This is a genomic window from Photobacterium lutimaris (assembly GCF_003025555.1).
Taxonomy (GTDB): domain Bacteria; phylum Pseudomonadota; class Gammaproteobacteria; order Enterobacterales; family Vibrionaceae; genus Photobacterium; species Photobacterium lutimaris.
In genome coordinates, this window is record NZ_PYMH01000004.1 from 40,317 (window position 1) to 59,511 (window position 19,195).

At 48.2% G+C, this 19,195-nt stretch carries 10 protein-coding genes; 4 read left to right on the forward strand and 6 right to left on the reverse strand.

The window, feature by feature from the left end:
* The first annotated feature begins 93 nt into the window (after positions 1 to 93).
* From C9I99_RS10735 to C9I99_RS10750, 4 genes are all read left to right on the forward strand, one after another.
* Complete coding sequence (locus C9I99_RS10735; protein WP_107348884.1) at positions 94 to 1,755, forward strand: methyl-accepting chemotaxis protein; 1,662 nt, start codon at positions 94 to 96, stop codon at positions 1,753 to 1,755.
* Between the two features lie 13 nt (positions 1,756 to 1,768).
* Complete coding sequence (locus C9I99_RS10740) at positions 1,769 to 4,381, forward strand: glycoside hydrolase family 3 C-terminal domain-containing protein (protein ID WP_107348885.1); 2,613 nt, start codon at positions 1,769 to 1,771, stop codon at positions 4,379 to 4,381.
* 104 nt (positions 4,382 to 4,485) lie between these two features.
* Positions 4,486 to 7,125, forward strand: a complete 2,640-nt coding sequence (locus C9I99_RS10745; protein WP_166645405.1) for an alpha-L-fucosidase — start codon at positions 4,486 to 4,488, stop codon at positions 7,123 to 7,125.
* Between the two features lie 214 nt (positions 7,126 to 7,339).
* A complete protein-coding gene (locus C9I99_RS10750; protein WP_166645406.1) occupies positions 7,340 to 9,217 on the forward strand; it encodes a family 43 glycosylhydrolase in 1,878 nt (625 codons plus the stop codon).
* A gap of 96 nt (positions 9,218 to 9,313) precedes the next feature.
* On the opposite strand, the gene C9I99_RS10755 is transcribed toward C9I99_RS10750, so the two are convergent.
* The 6 genes from C9I99_RS10755 to C9I99_RS10780 form a co-directional block, all read right to left on the reverse strand.
* Positions 9,314 to 10,207 carry an aldose epimerase family protein gene (locus C9I99_RS10755; RefSeq protein ID WP_133638222.1) on the reverse strand — a complete coding sequence of 298 codons (894 nt, stop codon included), beginning with the start codon at positions 10,205 to 10,207 and terminating at the stop codon, positions 9,314 to 9,316.
* Between the two features lie 280 nt (positions 10,208 to 10,487).
* Positions 10,488 to 11,894 (reverse strand): CehA/McbA family metallohydrolase domain-containing protein, encoded by a 1,407-nt coding sequence (locus tag C9I99_RS10760; protein WP_107348889.1) that lies wholly within the window; start codon positions 11,892 to 11,894, stop codon positions 10,488 to 10,490.
* Between the two features lie 55 nt (positions 11,895 to 11,949).
* The gene (locus tag C9I99_RS10765; RefSeq protein ID WP_166645407.1) at positions 11,950 to 13,170 is read right to left on the reverse strand and encodes a serine hydrolase domain-containing protein; all 1,221 of its coding nucleotides are present in this window, start codon (positions 13,168 to 13,170) and stop codon (positions 11,950 to 11,952) included.
* Positions 13,160 to 16,345 (reverse strand): efflux RND transporter permease subunit, encoded by a 3,186-nt coding sequence (locus tag C9I99_RS10770; protein ID WP_107348891.1) that lies wholly within the window; start codon positions 16,343 to 16,345, stop codon positions 13,160 to 13,162. The genes C9I99_RS10765 and C9I99_RS10770 overlap by 11 nt, the downstream gene beginning before the upstream one ends.
* Entirely contained in the window at positions 16,342 to 17,679 is a 1,338-nt protein-coding gene (locus tag C9I99_RS10775; protein ID WP_107348892.1) for an efflux RND transporter periplasmic adaptor subunit, read from the reverse strand. The genes C9I99_RS10770 and C9I99_RS10775 overlap by 4 nt, the downstream gene beginning before the upstream one ends.
* Positions 17,680 to 17,681: 2 nt before the next feature.
* On the reverse strand, positions 17,682 to 19,103 hold the full coding sequence (locus C9I99_RS10780; RefSeq protein WP_107348893.1) for an efflux transporter outer membrane subunit: 1,422 nt from the start codon (positions 19,101 to 19,103) through the stop codon (positions 17,682 to 17,684).
* Positions 19,104 to 19,195: the final 92 nt, after the last annotated feature.

The following is a 19,195-nucleotide window of genomic DNA, read 5'->3' on the forward strand; positions in this document are numbered from 1 at the left end:
TTATCCGTTTTTACTTGACGTAATTCAATGACTCGGGCTTAGGCGCTAAGCCCGGGTTTTTAAATACCCTACATAAAAAGAGAATAAACAAGTATGTCATCACTATTCACATGGACGAGAAAAATCACCAATCGGTTGATTGTTACCATTGCTATTGCCTTTTGCTCGATTGCATTTGTGGGATTTGAAGGGTTAAGTGGCTTGAATCATTTATCGACTCAAACCTCGCGATTGGTTGAAGATGATTTGGCTAAGGTCATTACCATCAGTGATATTCAGCAGCGGGTTGAACAAGCAAGGGGTCACTCTTTGCTTGCGATTCAGCATGACCCTGCTTCAATTAGCGTCAGTTACCATGCTCATCCTATTTCACTTCACACGGATTTTATCCACGAAAGCTATGATGATCTTCAGGCGCTGTATTTTGATCTGATGACATTTCACATGGGATCACGCCTGGAGCAGGTTGCCACCCAGGCCCGTTCCTTGACCGATGAGCTTTTCTTCTCAGGTTTTGAGGTGATTGTGGAGTTACTTGAGCAAGGGGAATACCAGCAAGCTAACGTTCTGCTGCTCAACGACGTCAACCCCAAAATTGAACAACTTAAAACGTTGATCAGTACGATGAATGATTTGAGTGCCACAGAGGCACGAGATACCTATTCTGAAGCTGTCAGTAACGGTCAACGATTTGTATTTAGTATGAGTACGGCTCTGGTCGTCAGTACCTTGGCACTGATAGGTATTGCCTTTCTGACAGTACGCCGCATTGTTTTTGCGCTTAAGGGGCTGCAGTCAACAGCAAACAGCATTGCTGAGGGTGACCTAACTTGTCGAGCACAGGTTAAAGGCCAAGATGAGTTCACGGTTATCGCTGATGCTGTCAATAATATTGCAGCGAGATTCCAGCAAACCGTCTCTTTGATTGGTGATTCTGCCAACCAATTAAACCTTGCCTCTCAGCAAAATACTCAGCTGAGCGAGCAGACTGCGTCCAATGCAGCTTCACAGCAGGCGCAAATTCAAAGAATCGCAGCGGCAACTGAAGAGCTGACAGCAACGGTAAGCGATGTTGCCCTCAGTGCTGTTGCTGCAGCCGAAGCTTCCCAAAAATCTGATGAGCTAGCCCAAAGTGGTGTGGGGGTCGTTAACGAGGCTATTGCCCAGTCTGTTGATTTGGCTGATGAAATTGAGCAGGCCAAAGTCGCCATTAATGAACTTGGCAAGTATTCCCAAGATATCGGCAGTGTTTCGGATACGATACGCGACATATCCGATCAAACCAATTTACTGGCGTTGAATGCTGCCATAGAGGCGGCACGGGCAGGCGACTACGGTCGTGGCTTTGCTGTGGTCGCAGACGAAGTTAGAACCCTGGCGCAGCGAACTAAAAGTGCGACTGAAGATATTCAAGAAACAATTGTTCGCCTGCAAACCGGTTGTCAGCACACCATTGAGCGCATGGAGTCAGGTGATCAATATGCCCGCGAAAGTACGGTCAAAACCAAGCAGGCAGGTGAAGCGCTTCAGGCGATCACTGAAACCGTTGCCAGCATAGCGGAAAAAAATATACAGATAGCGTCTGCTGCTGAACAGCAGGCGGTAGTGACTGGAGAGGTAAATACGAATGTCTTTGAAATTAACGCCTTGGCGGATAAGACAGTAGGCCATTCAGCATCAAGTCAACAAGCATCACAATCGATTTCAGAACTTGCAGAATCATTAACAACAGAAGTTAAACGCTTCACTGTTTAGTAAAGAGAACAATATGAAATACAAAACGATAGCACTGAGTGTCGGCCTGATTTTTGCCGCTACCAATGTATATGCAGAGAGTAAGGAATACATTGCTTTTTTTGATCACACTCTCCCATTAGAGGAGCGGTTGGATGATATTAGTAGCCGCCTAACGAATGAAGAAAAAGGTCATATGATCACCTTGTGGAACAAGGGTGTTCCAAGGTATGGGTTGAAGTCATTTATGCCAGGTGAGGCCCTGCACGGTCTTGCATCTCCACGGCAAAATGCAGCAACTGTATTTCCCCAGTCTATTGGCTTGGCTGCGACATGGCAGCCGGAGGCCGTCAAGCAAATGGGAGATGCTGTTTCCGATGAAGCTCGAGCGCAATATCACAATGGACCTGTGATTAAAGATGGCAAGCGTGGCCCATTAACTTTCTGGTCACCTGTTATCAATATTGCTCGCGACCCGCGTTGGGGGCGTACCCAAGAAGCCTATGGTGAGGATCCGTTACTCAATGGTGTGATGGCCAGTGCCTATGTCAAAGGGTTACAGGGCGATCACCCCAAATACCTCAAGACAGCTGCCGGGGCCAAGCACTTTGTGGCCAACAACGAAGAACACAATCGCTTTAACGGTAATGCCGATATTTCAGAAAAACAGTTACGCGAATACTACTTCCCGGCCTATAAACAAGTTGTCCAAGATGCGAATGCGCAAATTGTGATGACCGCGTATAACAAGCTTAATAATGAACCTGCGGTTACCAATACTTGGTTGGTTCGAGATGTATTACGTGGAGAATGGGGTTTTGATGGTTTCGTGCTAGGTGACTATGGCTCAATACTGATGACCACAAAAGGATGGGGCGAGCGCAGCTTCCACGGTCACGACATCTATGACAACTATGTTGATGCGGCTGCCGCAGTTCTCAATGCTGAAACGCTGGATTTTGATAACACCCGTATTTTCCGCAAGGAAGCGCTCACAGCAATCGAACAAGGTAAAACCACGTCAGAGCAACTGGACCGAGCATTTAGAAATACCATGCGTGTCGGTTTACGCTTGGGTATGTTTGATCCAGAAGAACTGTCACCATGGAAAGACATCCCGTTTGAAAAAATGACCACATTTAAGCCGCTAGCACTTGAGCTCGCAGAGAAGAGTATGGTCTTACTGCAAAATGAGCCAGTGAATAGCCAACCGCTATTACCTATCGATAAATCTACCACAAAATCTGTCGCAATCATTGGCCCTAACGCTAACGTTTTGAACTTCGGTACCTACTCTGGTACAGCTAAAAACCCTATCACGCCATTGCAAGGCATTCGAGATTATCTTGGTGATGATGTCGACGTCATGTACGTACCATGGACCCAAAATCAAGGTGAACTTAACCCAATCCCACTAGAAAGTATTACATTACTTGATAACCAAGGGCTAGGTGTTTGGACCGCTGATTATTACACCAACCGAAATGGCAGTGGTAAACCTGTCGCCAATAACACGGTTGGCAATATTGATTTCGACTTTGGTAACAAACCGCCGCACAAAGACCTAAACAACGAGAATTTTGCCGTCAAATATACAACGACAATTGTACCTCCTCAAAGTGGTCTGTATACGTTAGGCGTTGAATCCCAAGGCCATGAAATGGTGTTTGATATTGATGGCTCCACTATATTTAGAGACCACGGTAATAACAGCAAGCCACTTCGAACAACAGTAGAGCTTGAATTGGACTCTCAGAAAACTTACACGTTTACTGTGTTAGCTATGGAAAAACGCGGCAGCTCTGCACGCTCAGTCAAATTTGGCTGGGAACTGCCATCAGAAGGCACTACTTATGAAGGCGCAGAGCTTGAAGCGGCTAAGAAAGCCGATGTTGTTATTGCCGTTATGGGCTTATCGACTGAATATGAACGAGAGTCGATTGACCGCACTTCAGAAGGCCTGCCTTCTGAGCAAATTGATTTGCTAAGAAGCATTGTTAAGGTCAACCCAAAAACTGCCGTGGTACTGCAATCAGGGTCTTCAATTGAAAGTCCGTGGCTAAAAGACAATGTACCGGCCATTTTGCAAAGCTGGTACCCAGGGGAGCAAGGTGGTGCTGCCATCGCGAATACGTTGTTCGGTGACAATAACCCAGGCGGTAAATTGCCATTGACGTTTGTGAAGTCGTGGAGTGATTTACCGGCATTTGGCGACTACGATATCACCAAAGGCCGTACTTACCTGTACTTTGACAAAGAGCCTCTTTGGGCCTTCGGCCATGGCCTGAGCTACACCCAGTTCGCTATGTCAGATCTGAAGTTCGACAGCAATATCGCTAAAGATGGCCAAGTCAATGTCACAGTAACGCTAGAAAACACCGGCAAAGTGGCTGGCGATGAAGTCATTCAAGTCTACGTGACCGATATGTTTGAGCGCAGCGAAAAGCCGATTCAACGTTTGAAGGCGTTTGAGCGCGCGTCATTGGAACCGGGTGAAAAGCGTGATATTACCTTAACCTTCGATACCGCTGACTTGGCCTACTGGGACGAAAAAACCAAAGGCTGGATGCTAGGTGACAAATACGAAATCCGGGTTGGTAATGCGTCGGACAATATTGTAATGACCGACACAATAACGGTTAAGTAATTATTGCTAATTGCCGTTAGGCCAATGAAAGACTCGCCGCTGATAAAAAGCAGCGAGTCTTTTTTTCAATAGATAAATTTGATTAATTACAAATGAAGGTAGAAATGATGCAGGGATTACCATTTCGCTTATCTGTTTTAGCTGGGTGCCTTGCTATTCAGTTAGTACAACCAGCGCCATTACAGGCTGGTGAGGCCCCATTAATTGCCGCTGGACAAGATCTCAATGCGACCCGTGACGCTCGTATGGCTTGGTTCCGTGACGCTAAGTTTGGCATGTTCATTCATTGGGGTGTTTATTCCATGTTTGAAGGCGAGTACAAAGGAGTCGATACGCCCCGGTATGCTGAATGGATTTGGAATAACGCCCGTATACCTGCTCAAGAATATGTCGATTTAGCGAAGCAGTTTAACCCCGTTGCCTATGATCCCGCTGAATGGGTGAAATTGGCGAAGGATGCCGGTATGACTTATATGGTATTGACGGCCAAACACCATGATGGTTTTGCCATGTTTGATACAGCAACCAGTGATTGGGGAATTAAAGATTCAACATGGGGTAAAGATGCGATAACCCCGCTGAAAAAAGCCGCTGATGATGCAGGTTTACGTTTTGGTTTGTATTACTCACAATCTTTAGATTGGGGAAACCATGGTGATGAAGGTGGAGCGCATTGGGATAGTTCTTACTCCCCATACCCATCTCTAGACCGTTCTAAATGGGCAGAACGATTCAATAATTATATGAGTGACGTTGCTTTCCCGCAGCTTGAAGAATTAACGACCAATTATGGCAATCTCGATTTGTTCTGGTGGGATATGCCTAAAAATATATCGGATACTCAGGTTCAGAAGATGGCAGACATGTTATGGGGGAATCAACCGCATATCGTCTCTAATCGTCGACTCGCCAGCCGTAAGAATGCACTTCAATTCGGTGATTTTGATACCCATGAGCAATCCATTCCACCAGTCCCCCAGCTCGATAGCTACTGGGAAAGCTGTATGACGATGAATAATACTTGGGGCTATCGTCGCTCAGACCAAGACTGGAAGAGTACGGCTGAATTGATTCATAACCTGACCGGTGTGGTCAGCAAAGGCGGTAACTACTTGCTGAACATTGGCCCAAAATCCGATGGTAGTTTTCCACAAGCATCTATCGAACGTTTGCGGGATATTAGTGAGTGGATGAAGGTCAACGGCGAGTCGATTCACGGAACAACGGCCACCCCGTTTTTATTCCAACAAGCTTTTCGTGGGGCAACAACACAACGTGTACATGATGATGGTGTAACGTTGTATCTGCATGTTTACGATTGGCCGAAAAATGGTGAGCTACAGGTGCTCGGTGTTGCCAATGAAAAACTGTCAGCGTACCTGTTAGCGGATAACGACAAAACGCCGCTGAAGATCAGCCACAATGATAAAGGGGTAACTCTTGTTGTCCCTGCTCAGGCTCCAGACCAATACAGCTCGACGGTTGTTTTGGAAGTGAAGGGTGAGCTGGAGATAGAAGAAGTCACGGGTGTGATGACGGTTGATGGTATGGTACTTCGTTCATTAGACGCTAAGACCACGGATGTTCATTATAACACCTGGTACAACAGCTTAACAGACTGGTCAGGGGCTGAAAGCGCTGCCAGCTGGCAAGTAGACTTCGCTGAACCTGGACGTTATGCCGTGCAGATGTTCCACGGAAACTTGGATGAATCCCGCATGCAGTTAACTCTGGGTGACAATACGGCCAACCTGATCATACCAGCCACGGGTGATGAGAATATGCGCCGTAAATACCCGAAGCCGACCATTGTTGGAGAAATTGTTGTTACTCAAGCGGGTGAGCAAACCCTGACGTTAACCCCTGCTACTGAAGGCTTTACTCGAGTCAACATGGGAGAATTGACTATTCTTCCGTTGGGAGACGCAATACAAGGACCGGATAGCAACATTGGCTTGCATGCAATGAATGCAGATTATAATGGCAAAGCGGTTGTTTACCGCGGAGCTCGCCAGTTTTTGAATGGTGAAAAAGAGGCGTTATCGTGGGACGTCACCATTACTCGCCAGACAGGGAGTTTTGATGTTGTTTCTACCTATCGCAGTGAACAAGAACAGGCAATCACCCTTTATGTTGGTGATAAAGGGTTCCCACTTACTTTGCCTGCAACGGGAGAGTTCCCTGAGCCTCTAAACCTGCACGTCGGGAAAATTGAGTTGACTGAATCCGGGGTAACGCAAGTACGTTTAGAAACGTCAGCCACCGGTATTTTTGATTTTTATGGCCTTGAGCTTTTTGATGCGGGATTTTATGCTCGCAGCGAAGAGCCATTGGCCACTGAATTCCCAATTGTGCGTAGTCACAATAATTATGTGGACAAAGGACAGCATCCAAAGGCGCACTTTGCAGACAAAGTATTGGATGGTAGCAGCCAAACTCGCTGGCTACCTTCACCGCGTAACCCTAAAAATATGTGGTTCGAAGTTGATTATGGAAAGCCGCAACACATTAAGCACATAAAACCAGTGATAGAAGAACGCTTGGGACAAACAGCATTTTTTAATTCCATTGAACTGATTGTGACTTATCTCGATGAAAATGGAGAGTGGCAGAAACTGACGACATTGCCAGCCCATAAAGCGAATCAAGGGTTTGCTGCTGACAAAACGGCAAGACAATGGCGCTTTGAATTTAGTTCAAATCGACGTGGCACATTCTCCGTAAGCCAGTTGGTTATGAATTAATGAGTGTTTTTATAGTTTGAATCACCTTAGTGTCAGGTTAATAAATCTGGCACTTTGCTATTAACCTGAGTGTTGAAATATTTAATTTTATCCGTCTCCTTATAATTTACTTTATATGTTGTATGACGGTTATCTCTTCGAGTACCAAATACTTGAATATTAATCGTAAATAAAGGGATTTATGAGAAAAATTTTATCTTTAGTGGTTTTGTCCATGTTTAGTACTGGTGTGTTGGCTGATCGTACTTATATTAATCCTATGGATCTCGAATATCAGTATGGTGAAAGGATTCCGGAACGTCGCCAATTCATTAAGGCTGAAGGCTTGGTTACCCGGCAAAGCGCAGATCCGGTTGTCGTTAGCTTTGAAAAAGGTGGCAAGCATCAGGGCTATTTTTTGTTTGCCAGTCAGGGGCGGGGATATTGGATGTCCGAAGATCTCGTGACCTGGCAGCATATTGAGCCGACTGATGAATGGCCAGTCAGCTACTTCACGCCGGGTTCCGGTTCGGATCCTACTACCGAGAAAGATCCGCAGAGCGGGCTGGAATGGAAAGATATGATAGCACCGGCAGCGTTGGCGAAGGATGGTAAGATCTACCTACTGTCATCCAATCGTAAAGGCGGCCTGACAACGCTGTTCGTTTCTGATGACCCGGCATCAGGTAAATGGAAGGAGGCCGATGAGGACCTAGGCTTCCCTGTTGTCGGAGATAAAAACCTCTGGGACCCGGCGCTTTACCACGAGGGTGAGCAGTGGTACGTATACTGGGGCTCCTCAAATTTATATCCATTGTGGGGGGCTAAAATCAATCGAAATAATATAGACGGCTTGTATATCGATCGCTTTGCCAAGCCTCTGCTGGCGATGCATCCAGATGTGCATGGTTGGGAGCGGATGGGCTTTGACCATACTTCCCCTCAAGCCCCCTACGTGGAAGGGCCGGAAATGCTTAAACATGGCGATACCTACTATCTTTCCTACGCGGGCCCCGGTTCAGATGGAAACGTGTATGGCGATGGGGTCTATATCGGCAAGTCCCCCTTGGGGCCGTTCACTTACCAGGAGCACAACCCGGTGACTTATAAGCCTGGAGGCTATGTCCATGGCGCTGGTCATGGCAACACCTTTAAAGATGCCTTTGGTAATATCTGGCGCAGTGGCTCTAATTGGTTTGGGGTTAATTGGGTGTTCGAGCGGCGAAATGTGATTCTACCGTCTGCAATCGACGACGATGGCATTTTATATTCAACGGCCCGTTTTGCTGACTTCCCGCAATTTGCGCCAACGGGTAAGTACAGCGACCCCAACGAGCTGTTCACCGGCTGGATGTTACTGTCCTACAATAAGCCTGCTTGGGCGACGTCCGAATTGCCTCCCGAGAATGGCCGTACTTTTGATGCGAGCTTTGTGACGGATGAAAACCCACGCAACTTCTGGGTTGCGGGTGAGAACAATGATGCCCAGCATGTTGTGGTCGATCTGCAAGGCGATAAAACGGTCAATGCCATTCAAATCAACTATGCCGATTACATGGTGGCTGGTGAAGAGTATCGGGCGCCGTTACCGAGAGATAACAGGACTGCGGAATATAAGCAGCGGATCTATACCCATTACCGTCTTTTGCTGTCCAGAGATAATAAAACCTGGACGGAGATCAGCAATAACCTCGACAAGCAGGAAAATCGGTCAAATATCTACATTGAATTGGATGAGCCGGTCACCGCCCGTTTCGTGCGCTTTGAGAATGTTCATGTTGGGGTGAAACATCTGGCGTTGAACGGATTACGGGTGTTTGGCTCTGCCAATGATGAGTTGCCAGCTATGCCTGAACAAGTAACAGTGATGCGAGATACTGATCGCCGCAATGTATTTGTGGCTTGGCAGGCGGTGGAAGGCGCTGTTGGATATAACGTACGCTTCGGTATTGCTCCGGATAAGCTTTATCATACCTATCAGGTATGGGGTGATGAGTTTGCTGGTCAAAAGGAGATTCGCTCACTGGACATTCATAAAGGCTATTATTTCGCGGTCGAGGCATTTAACGAGACGGGTGTCTCCAAGTTGTCCTCCCCCAAGATGGCCAAATAACCAGATTGTGCCAATGCTGGCTGTCGCTGAATGAGATAATAAAATGCGCTACTGTGACTTCCAGTAGCGCATTTTTTATTGTCTACGGGCGGGTGATCAATAAACTTGGTACTCTGCAATCCAATTAAAACTTTGCCCGACAGGTACATTGACCTCAATGAAGTTTTCCGGAGACAGTGAACGGTCATTCGCCCAAATGACGAGTTTGTTTAATGGCTGGTCTACTTGAACATCAATGCCTCTGTTCAGTTCACGGTGATGGACACGAAACTGGTGATCATCAGGGGTATTGGTAAACCCCGTCAGTGGAACGTACAGTCGCTTATCATCGCGGATTGCGTCAAGTATCTTGAGGCTATCATTTTGTAGTTCTACACGTGACTCACTCTTGTGTTTTTTCGGTGTAAAAGGAAAAAATACCTGATACTGTTCATCAACATCCTGGTCATCAATGACAAAAAAGTGGTGATTAAAGACGTTGGTTTCAATCGGTTTCTCACCCGTGTTTTCCAAGCGATGCGACATGGTAAACCCTTGCTCATTCAAGCTAATCGTTTTCTGATAACGATAGCCATAACCATTGTCTGCCTGTAGCGTGTGTACGAACTCGATACGGTCTTCCAAAGCGTTCACTTGCCATTCACCATGGTCAAGGATCTGGTAGGGGTTGGTAAAGTTAAACCGTTTCTCGTCTTCTGGTTTTTCCAGAACACCGATACCGATACGAACAAAAGTATCGGATTCACCATAGCCTAGATTATCGAATATCTGAGCCGGCCCTTTCACGCTGAAGTGCAGTTCCGGATCATGTACTGGTTCAGGGCGCCAGCGACCGAAGTATTCCACACCTTCAAACTTAAGTGAGTGAATTAAGCCTGACCAATCAAAGCGAACGGAGCGATAAGAACCTTTTTCGGCATCAGGTAGATAGATCGCCATTTCTACCGCATCGTTCGTCAACCGAGCTTCAGGGAAGCTGAAAGCTGACACTCCAGCGCTCACTAAAGATAAACAGCCACATAATAACCCGCAGACTTTCATTTATTTTCCTTCATTTGTTAATGAAAAAAGCGCAAACCTAGCAGAAAGCTGACCAACTTCATGCCCGTCAGCCAGCATCTGCTAGGAAGCACTCAGCCTCACTCCCGCCTCAATGGAATGATTCCGGAGAGATTCGAGGCAATCTAAAGTGAGGTTTGCCCTCGTCATGAAAAGTCAGGGCACTCCAAGTACCGCTTTGTGAGCGCTTTCATGGAAGGTACTCTCAAATCTATTGTTGTTGCCAGAAAATAGGGTTGGAGTAGAACCACAAGTCTTGCCAAGGGTCTTGATTGCCTTGCTGTTTTTTCGGCTCTAAGATGTCGGTATTGGTACCCCGAAGTCGTAAATAACCATTGTTGTGCTCGCGTGGGATATCGATAGTCAAAGCAATGGTGTTGTTTTTCACTTCCCACTGCGACTTATCGATACGTTGGACGACCTTAGTGGTGCTATTCGCGTTGGGTTCTTGTGCAATGGCTGGGGATACGGCGCCTGTAATCACGTCAATACGGTTGAGTTCTGGTGCATCACCATTGGCGTTCTTGCCTTTGTTGAGGTTGACTTCCAGTTTCAGTGACAGTGTTTGTTGCTGCTTATTCACCAGCAGGGTCTCACCAAGTGAAGCATTGGTTTTGCCCTTGCCATTATCTTCGCCATTGCTCAGTCCTACATTGAGGCCGCTGATCAGATCACCAAAGACCATAAAGCTGCGACCGTTGCGGATCCCGTCCATGATATCTGCCGGCTCGTTGCGGGCGTAGACATAGGTCTTGTTGTACTCGCCTGGCCAGAAGTCGCGGCCGCCAACGCCGACATGTTTGTGCGAGTCGGCTGACGAGCTGATCCAAAAGCGCATGCCGTGGCCGAGGATATGATCCCATACCCCGCCGACGATACCGGTCATCTGGTCGGTGCCGTTGAAGCTACCGAATTTATAGTATGCACCACGGGCCCCTCTCGCTCCCTGGTGGCCCGGAGAGCCGACCATACCGACAAAGACGTCAGGATCGGTCTGGTGCCAGGTCATCAGTTTTTCTGGGGTAACCCGGGCCCATTCGGCAATCCCTGTTGCCTGTCGGCTCGGGTGGTTCTTGATGATGATCGGCTTCTCATTCTGGCTGGCCAGAAAATTGATGCCTTTTTGCATGTGCGCGACATTGTTGCGCTGTCGGGTTTTCTTTTGGTACTCCCTGATAGAGTAGTCACGCTGGAACTGGACCAGAACGTCGCGCTCGTCGGCATTGATCGGCATCATCACGGTTGCGTGCTCACCATCTGGCACGTCCAGCTCAATGCCAAAGAACTGGTGGACCTCCGGTACGGATTCGCGGGCTTGTAGCAGCTCGGGATAGGCATGGTCGTGAAGCAGCTTGGAGTGCTCCGGTCCGCCATGGTCGGTATTGACCAGCCAGCTCAAGCCAAACTTCTTGGCGGCTTGGGCGTTGTTGAGGTAAGTGTGGAGGCTGTCGCCCCCTTTGATCGGCGACCATGGCGTAGTGGATTTATCCCACTTCACGCTCCAGTGGGTATGGGCATGGTGCTCGCCCGCCAGCCATTGTCTTTCTTGGGCTGTTGCTTGCGAGGCCATAACGCCGAGCGTCAGGGTTATGGCTAATGTTATTAAACGAGGTTTCATGTTAGGTTCCTTTAATATTAATTGCTCGATAGTTGGGTTTAATGTTTTTTAATAATCAGCCAGTAGAGAAATACTTATCGTCGTCTCTAGACTCTTTCGCTGGTGGGATTGCAGGTAAAATATATTCAGGTACAAATTGCAAAGGTACACGTCGTTGCTGACCGGTATTACTGCTCGTGACAGCGACGATAAGATCCAGTTCAGGATTCACGAAAATGAACTGGCCACGGGCACCCCTTGCCGAAATAGTGTTGATTTCTTTTCCATTTAAGCGGAAGTTTTGGGTCCACCAGAAATAGCCATAGTTGCCGTTTCGAGTCTTGGGTGTGGTCGCGGTATCTAGCCACCCTTTTGTCAGTAACGGCTTACCATTAAACTGTCCTTCGCCTAACACAAGCATGCCGAATTTCAGCATGTCTCGAGAGGTCATATGGAGCCCTGAGCTGGCTTTGGTTAGGCCACAGGCCGATTCTTCCCAGTAGGCATTGTCGATAGCCATTGGGGTAAAAAAGTATTCTTCAGTAAAAGCGGCGAGATCTTTGCCTGTGGTATTGAATAGGACATGGTTGAGGATGTCAGTATCCGCGCCTTGGTATTTAAAGCGCTGCCCCGGTACGACATTGTCGGATAACGTGAGGTATAACGCCGCATGGTTATCGACAGTGATTGATGCTTGGTGAGCGGCATGGTTGTTGGAAATAGAAATACCGGATTGCATACTGAGTAAGTCATGCAAGGTGATAAATTCGCTGCCGGCGGCGAGTTGCTTTCTATCGATATTGGAAAGGTATTTGATTGCGGGGTCGTTGACGCTATCAATATATCCAAGCTCGATGGCTTTACCGATGGCATTGGACAGCATGTTTTTGGTGATAGAAAACATGAAATGCGGTTTATCTATGCCACCATCATGCCAATAATCTTCAGAAACAAGCTTTCCTTTGTGATGAATCAGCAAGCTGTCAATTTGGCCATAATTTCCGGCTGTAATGTCTTGGCGAAGCTGGTTGATTCGCTGGGTATCGATACCCATACCATGCATATCTGCAGTTAACAGTCCGTCATTGCGAGAATCAGGGGTACGATATTGACCGATATTGCCCTGTGGGGCTTTTATAGCCGTAGGCTGAGATATGTCAGTGGCAAGCTGATTCAGGGTGACGACCTCATCACTCAGCCCGTCCTGTGCGTCAGCGAATGCTGTTGATGAGAATAAGGCGAATGAAAATACGACCATGGTGAATGAATCATTACGGCACCATTGTTTAGATTGCATGGCTGGCATTCTCCTTGGGCAGGCTTTCTTGGGGCAAACTATCCGGTTCTCGCGCTTGTTCTGTAATCAGTACCGCTTTTTCCGACTTGGCGGTAAAAGGAAACAGAGCCTTTATGTCTTCCAGTGCATGGTAGAGGCAGGGCAGAAGCACCAAGGTAATGAAGGTGGCGAACAGAATGCCGAAACCAAGTGAAATCGCCATTGGCACCATTAACTGCGCTTGGTTTGAGGTTTCCATAATCATCGGAACCAGCCCGCCAAATGTCGTTAAAGTGGTTAGCATGATTGGGCGAAAGCGCCGTGAACTGCCAGCAAGGATTGATTGGACGAGGGGCCGTCCTCGTTCCCGGTTTCGGTTCACTTCTGTCACCAGAATCAAGCTGTCATTGATCACGACGCCACTGAGTGCCAAGGTACCCAGCAGGCTGACGATGCTAAGGCTGTAATTTAGCAGGCTGTGCCCGATCACGGCACCGATGATCCCAAATGGAATGATGGTCATGATGATCAGCGGTTGGGTATAACTGCGAAAAGGGATCGCCAATAAACAGTAGAGTGCGAGCAACACCAACGCCCCATTGGTTGCGAGACTGCTAAGGCTCTCTTTTTGCTCAGCCTGATCGCCTAGAAAGCCAATACCGAGCCCCGGATACTGTTGCTGAAGCATTGGAAAAACGTCATTGGCCAAGGTTTGTGATAGTGCCATCGCTTCTGATGAAGGGGTGATGTCGGCACCGACGGTGACTCGACGTCGCCCTTCTCGTCGCTGAATGGTTGATGCTGAGTATTCACGTTCAACACTGGCTATCTGGGACAAGGGCAGGTAGCGGTCTCCCACTTTGATCGGCAGGTGCTCAAGGTGATAGACACTCGAGCGCTGCCAGTCGGGAAGTTGTACTTTAACATCGACTTCATCACTGCCGCGTTGTTGGCGCATCGCTCGTACACCGTTAAACGCGTGACGAACTTGACGGATGAGGTCTTGCTCATTTAACCCCATGCTTTTGCCTTCAGGTAACAGGGATAGCTTTATCTGCTGGCTACCAGACATGAAGCTGTTTTCAATATCGACCACACCGTTATAGCCCGCCAAAATCTCACTGAGATCTTCACTTGCCATCTGCAAACGTTCATTGTTGCGATGGGTAAGCTCGACGGTGACGCCGGCAACATCGGCACCTGGCCCGTTGCCTGTTGCCGAGAACCTGACGGCGTTTGCCGTTGGAATATCACCGGCTTCCTGTCGCCAAGCTCGCGATACTTGTCGTGTTGGAATAGCACGGATCTCCGAGGGTTGAAGGAAAATGCGGGAAATAATAATAAATTCACCGTCACGGCTACGAATGTGGGTTGAGACGCCGGTAGCCAGTTCTTCTCCACCGTTTTGTTCAATGACTTGCATTGCGGCCTGTTCAAGCGTGTGCCTTACCTCGGTTGCTTCCTCGTAAGAGGTGCCGACAGGCATAAAGGCACGAGCGAGAGAAAATTCAGCTTCAACACGCGGCATCGTGGTAAACCCTAGATGCCCACCTGAGATGTAGCCGATAGAGACCATCAGCATGACAACCCCGCTGCTTATAACGAAGTAGCGCTGGGCCAGTAATCGCTTAAGGGTCGGGGTATAGAGGCGTGAAATAAACCACTGCAGCCCTTTGTCAACATAGTGCTGTATGACGGTGAAAGGCTTGACCCAGTTGGGTTGTTGGTGGTTATTGATATGCGCCAAATGGGTTGGCAGGATAAACAGTGCCTCGACCCAAGAGATAATAAATACACAAGCAACGACCAAAGGAATAACCTGAAACATCATTCCTAAGGTTCCAGGCAGGAACCAAATAGGGATAAACGCGATGATGTTGGTGAGGATACTGAAGGTCAGCGGGGTGGCGATCTCTTTCGCCCCTTCAATCGCAGCATTGGCAAATGGGACTCCTTGGCTCATTTTTTCATGAATGTTCTCTCCTGCAATAATGGCATCATCGACCACGATCCCGAGGGCAATGATGAATGCAAACATGGAGATCATGTTGATAGAGACATCCATCGCGGGGAGAAAGAGCAGAGATCCAAGGAAGGAGGTCGGTATACCGACAGTCACCCAGAATGCGAGGCGAACATCGAGGAACAGGGCGAGAACGAACAAGACCAGCAGTAGCCCGGAAAACGCATTTTTTAGTAGCAAATGCATTCTCTGCTGGAAGATGATGGCATCGTCACTGACGATATTCAGCGTCATACCCGGTTGTAGTGCGCTTTCGAGTTCTGGCAGACGGTCATAAACGGCTTCAGAAATCGAGACTGGTGTTTGATCGCCAATCCGGTATACCCGGATACTTGCAGATGGTAGGCCATTATAAAATGAACTGTTGTTCTTATTGGCAAAACCGTCTCGAATATCGGCTATATCTTCAAGGTAGACGCGCCCCCCCTGCGGAGTCTGGAGGACAACAATATCGTTGAATTCTTTTGCCCATCCCCGACGCTCATCCAGCTGAAGCAAAATATCCCCCCCGCTGGACTGTATCCGGCCACCTGACTGTGTCACTGCATGGCTACTGATACTTCGTGCGACTTGATCTAAGGTCAGGCCGTAGCGTTCAAGAGTCTGGGTATCAATTTGGATTTGTACTTCATACTTTGAGAAGCCATTGACTTCGACCTGCGTTAATTCAGGTGAACGTAGTAGGATGTTTTGTAGCTCAGTGCTGGTTTCTCGCAGGGCGACAGGATCGGTGTCACCATATAACACCAGCTCCATTGATTCCTGACGGCTTTGGTTGCGGAGCACCCTGGGCTTTTCTGCTCCTGCGGGTAATTGCGCGGTATTAACCGCATTTTCTATCTCCCGCTTTACCCGCTCAACATCGACATTGTTAATGAGCTCAGCGGTAATATTGGTACCCGCTGAATTGGCCCAGGAATGAATTTCTTTTATCCCCTCGATACCGTTGATTGCATTCTCAATCGGTAGGGTGATCCCTTGCTCCATTTCTGCTGGTGTTGAACCGGGGTAATACACCCAGACCCGTATAGAATTATGTTGGGTGTTGGGTTGTACCTCTTTTTTTATCTGCCAACCCATCAAGAGTCCGCCAATGATAAAGAACAGCATTAGCAAGTTTGGCGTGACCCTATTGTGGGTCATCCAGGCAATGGCACCTTTTGATTGGTTCATGACTCTTGCCCCTGCGCTGGTAGTGGGACTTTATCTAAGCTATCAGGTGCGGCGGCTTGGTTGCTATCAGCTGTGATCATCACTTGCTCGGGGGTGCGCAGTTTTAGTGCGATCCCTTCGATAGCACCAATGAGTGGGGTGGTGACGATACGATCTCCCGGTTCTAATCCTCCGGTAATCAACACACTTTTTTGACCTCGGTGGGCAACGTCGATTTTTCGTGCCTCTAGCTTCTCCTCATCATTCATCAGCCAGACATACTGATCTTTTTGCAGGTAGCGGCGTGGTAGTTTTACCGCATCAATAATAGGGGTGGCTTTGAACTCTGCTTGCAAAAAAGCATTGAGTAAAACCGCTGGTTTACCATGGTTCTCGGGTTTCTGGGCGAGAGGATCATCGATCCTTATCAGTACCGATGCGGTTTTGATGCGTTTATCGAGCTCCGGTAGCAAACTGGTGACACAGCCTTGTCGGTAGTTGTCATTGCCCCATTCGTTTGGGTTTCTAATAATGACTTGCGAGCCGTAGCAGGCGGCTTGCTGGCTGTATAGGCGGCGTTCGGCGGATGGAATGGTTAGCCACTGTAGTTGTTGTGCGGGGATACTGGCTTTCAACCAGAACGTATCTGTAGCAACAATATCCATCAGAATGGTATTGTCGCGTACCTGGCTTCCTTCGGCTGCGTCGATATTGATGATCTGGCCGTCAAAGGGAGCCGTGATTTGAGTTCGCTCGTAGTTGATCACCGCTTTTTCTAATGTTGCTTGGCTACGGGCGATATCTGCTTCAATTTGCGCCAGTTGGGGATGGCGCAGTACCAGTGCCAGATCTTCATCAGAGAGAGTTTGGCCTGAAAGCTGGTATTCCATTTCGGCGGCTCGGCGACGGCCTACTTCTACATCATAGAGCGCCAGCTGCCTGTCGAGTGACGCTTCTGCTTCCTTTACGGCTAAGTAATAATCGCGCTTGTCTAAGGTGACCAGCGTTTCCCCTCGTTGGACAAAGCCGCCGGGAATTAAATGGTGAGGAAGCTCAGTAATTGTCCCGCGTAATTGAGATCGTAGGTTAACACTGCGCTTTGCCATGACCTCACCTTGGGCAACGATAGTCGGGGCTTCCTCGCTGTATTCCACATGGTAGACATCAACCAATCTTGCGGGTGGTTGGCCGGCTGGACGGTGATGCTTGGGCTTGCCTTGCAGCAACAGATCCGTTGTATAAATCCCAGCGGCAAGCACACCACAGGGGATGATTATCTTTAGGGCGGTTACTAAATAGCGCAAAGGTGTTTTTGGGATCGCTTTATTCGGCAAAGCGTTGACCTCAGTAGTCATGGTTAGGATTCCATTCGTGGTTGCAGTTCAATCGCACCGTCTTTAGATAGAGAGATGAGTTGGCCGCCAAGAGACTGATAGGTAGCGATGCGGCGCAGAAATAGTTGCCGTTGGGCGCTAAGCGATTGTTTTTGTAAGGTGAATAGTTTTTCCTGGGCGTTTAAGACATCGAGGTAGCCTTGCATGCCCCGGCTGTAGCGAATAGATTCGACTTCAAGGATATTCTCGGCTTGCCGGGTTTGGCGGCGTAGCGAATCGAGTTGCTCTTGTTGGCTTAGCTCAGAGAGGACATTGACTTCTACCTCTTCTATCGCGCTGAGAACGCCTTGGGTGTAGTTGTTAAAAGCCAGATAAGAGGAGGCTTCAGCCTCTTTCTGCTCCGCTTTGAGTTTGCCTGCATTAAAAACCGGAATGTTCAACTGGGCACCAAGGTCAAGTCGCCAAATGTCAAAAGCATTTGTCCAGTCACTACTCGCGGCAGCGCTACTGATGGATATGTTGGGAAGCCGGGCAGCTGCCGCTGCTGAGACATTTTGCTGACTGGATTCATATTGATACCAGAGCGCACGGACATCGGGTCTTCTGTCTAACAAGGTTGCCGGTAGGCCTGTCTCTGGCAATGGCGGTAGGGCAGGGAAAGCAGAGTAGCTCCAGTCAATAATAGCCGTCGGCGAGCGTCCGAGTAAGACATTCATTTGCCTCTCAAGGATCAATACGTTTTTACGGGCTTGCTTCTCTTGTGCTTTCAAGCTCTCTAAAAGTTGCTCTTGACGCCATAAGGCGCTGATACTGCCCTGTCCGGTGCGATACCGATGACCCGTAATTTCGGCAATGATTTTGGTATTGCTGATCTGCTTTTTCAGAATTTCCATGGATTGATGCTGTTCGAGAAGCTGATACCAACGTCTGGCGATATCTCCTGCGAGAGTTTGCGCTGCCGCCTGTAATTGCTCTTCACTGGCGAGAAAACTAAAATAGGCCGCCGATGCCTTGGCTTGGTTTTTCCCCCATAAATCGAGCTCCCAGCTAGCGTTGAGCCTGAGGTTATCCGTTGTTTCCTGCGTAATTTCGCCGCCGATCGATTGGCGCTCGCGGCGGACATTGCTGCCAGCCACACCATTGACGGTAGGGTATCGACCTGCCTCTCTGACATCCGCCGTTGCTGCTGCTCTCTGTACACGGGCGAGGCTTGATTGCAGGCTGAAGTTTGAACTAAGGGCATTACTGACAAGTAGGTTTAGTTGCGGGTCATCAAATTCTGTCCACCAAAATTCATCGGTTTCTGCAGTGCCTGAAAGACTGAATGAGGGTGAAATTACAGGTACAGTATTGGTGTGTTCTTGAGGTGTTTGTACACAACCGATCAAAAGCAACGCTATTGCACAGGCGCGAAAAAATATGACAGCTTGTGTTCTTGAAGGCATGTTCAGGCTCCCACAAACCTTAACTGATAGTTATTACGTATATTGAGATTGAATGCCGCTCGTTAATTATCGAGCGGCAGGGTATAGTTCTA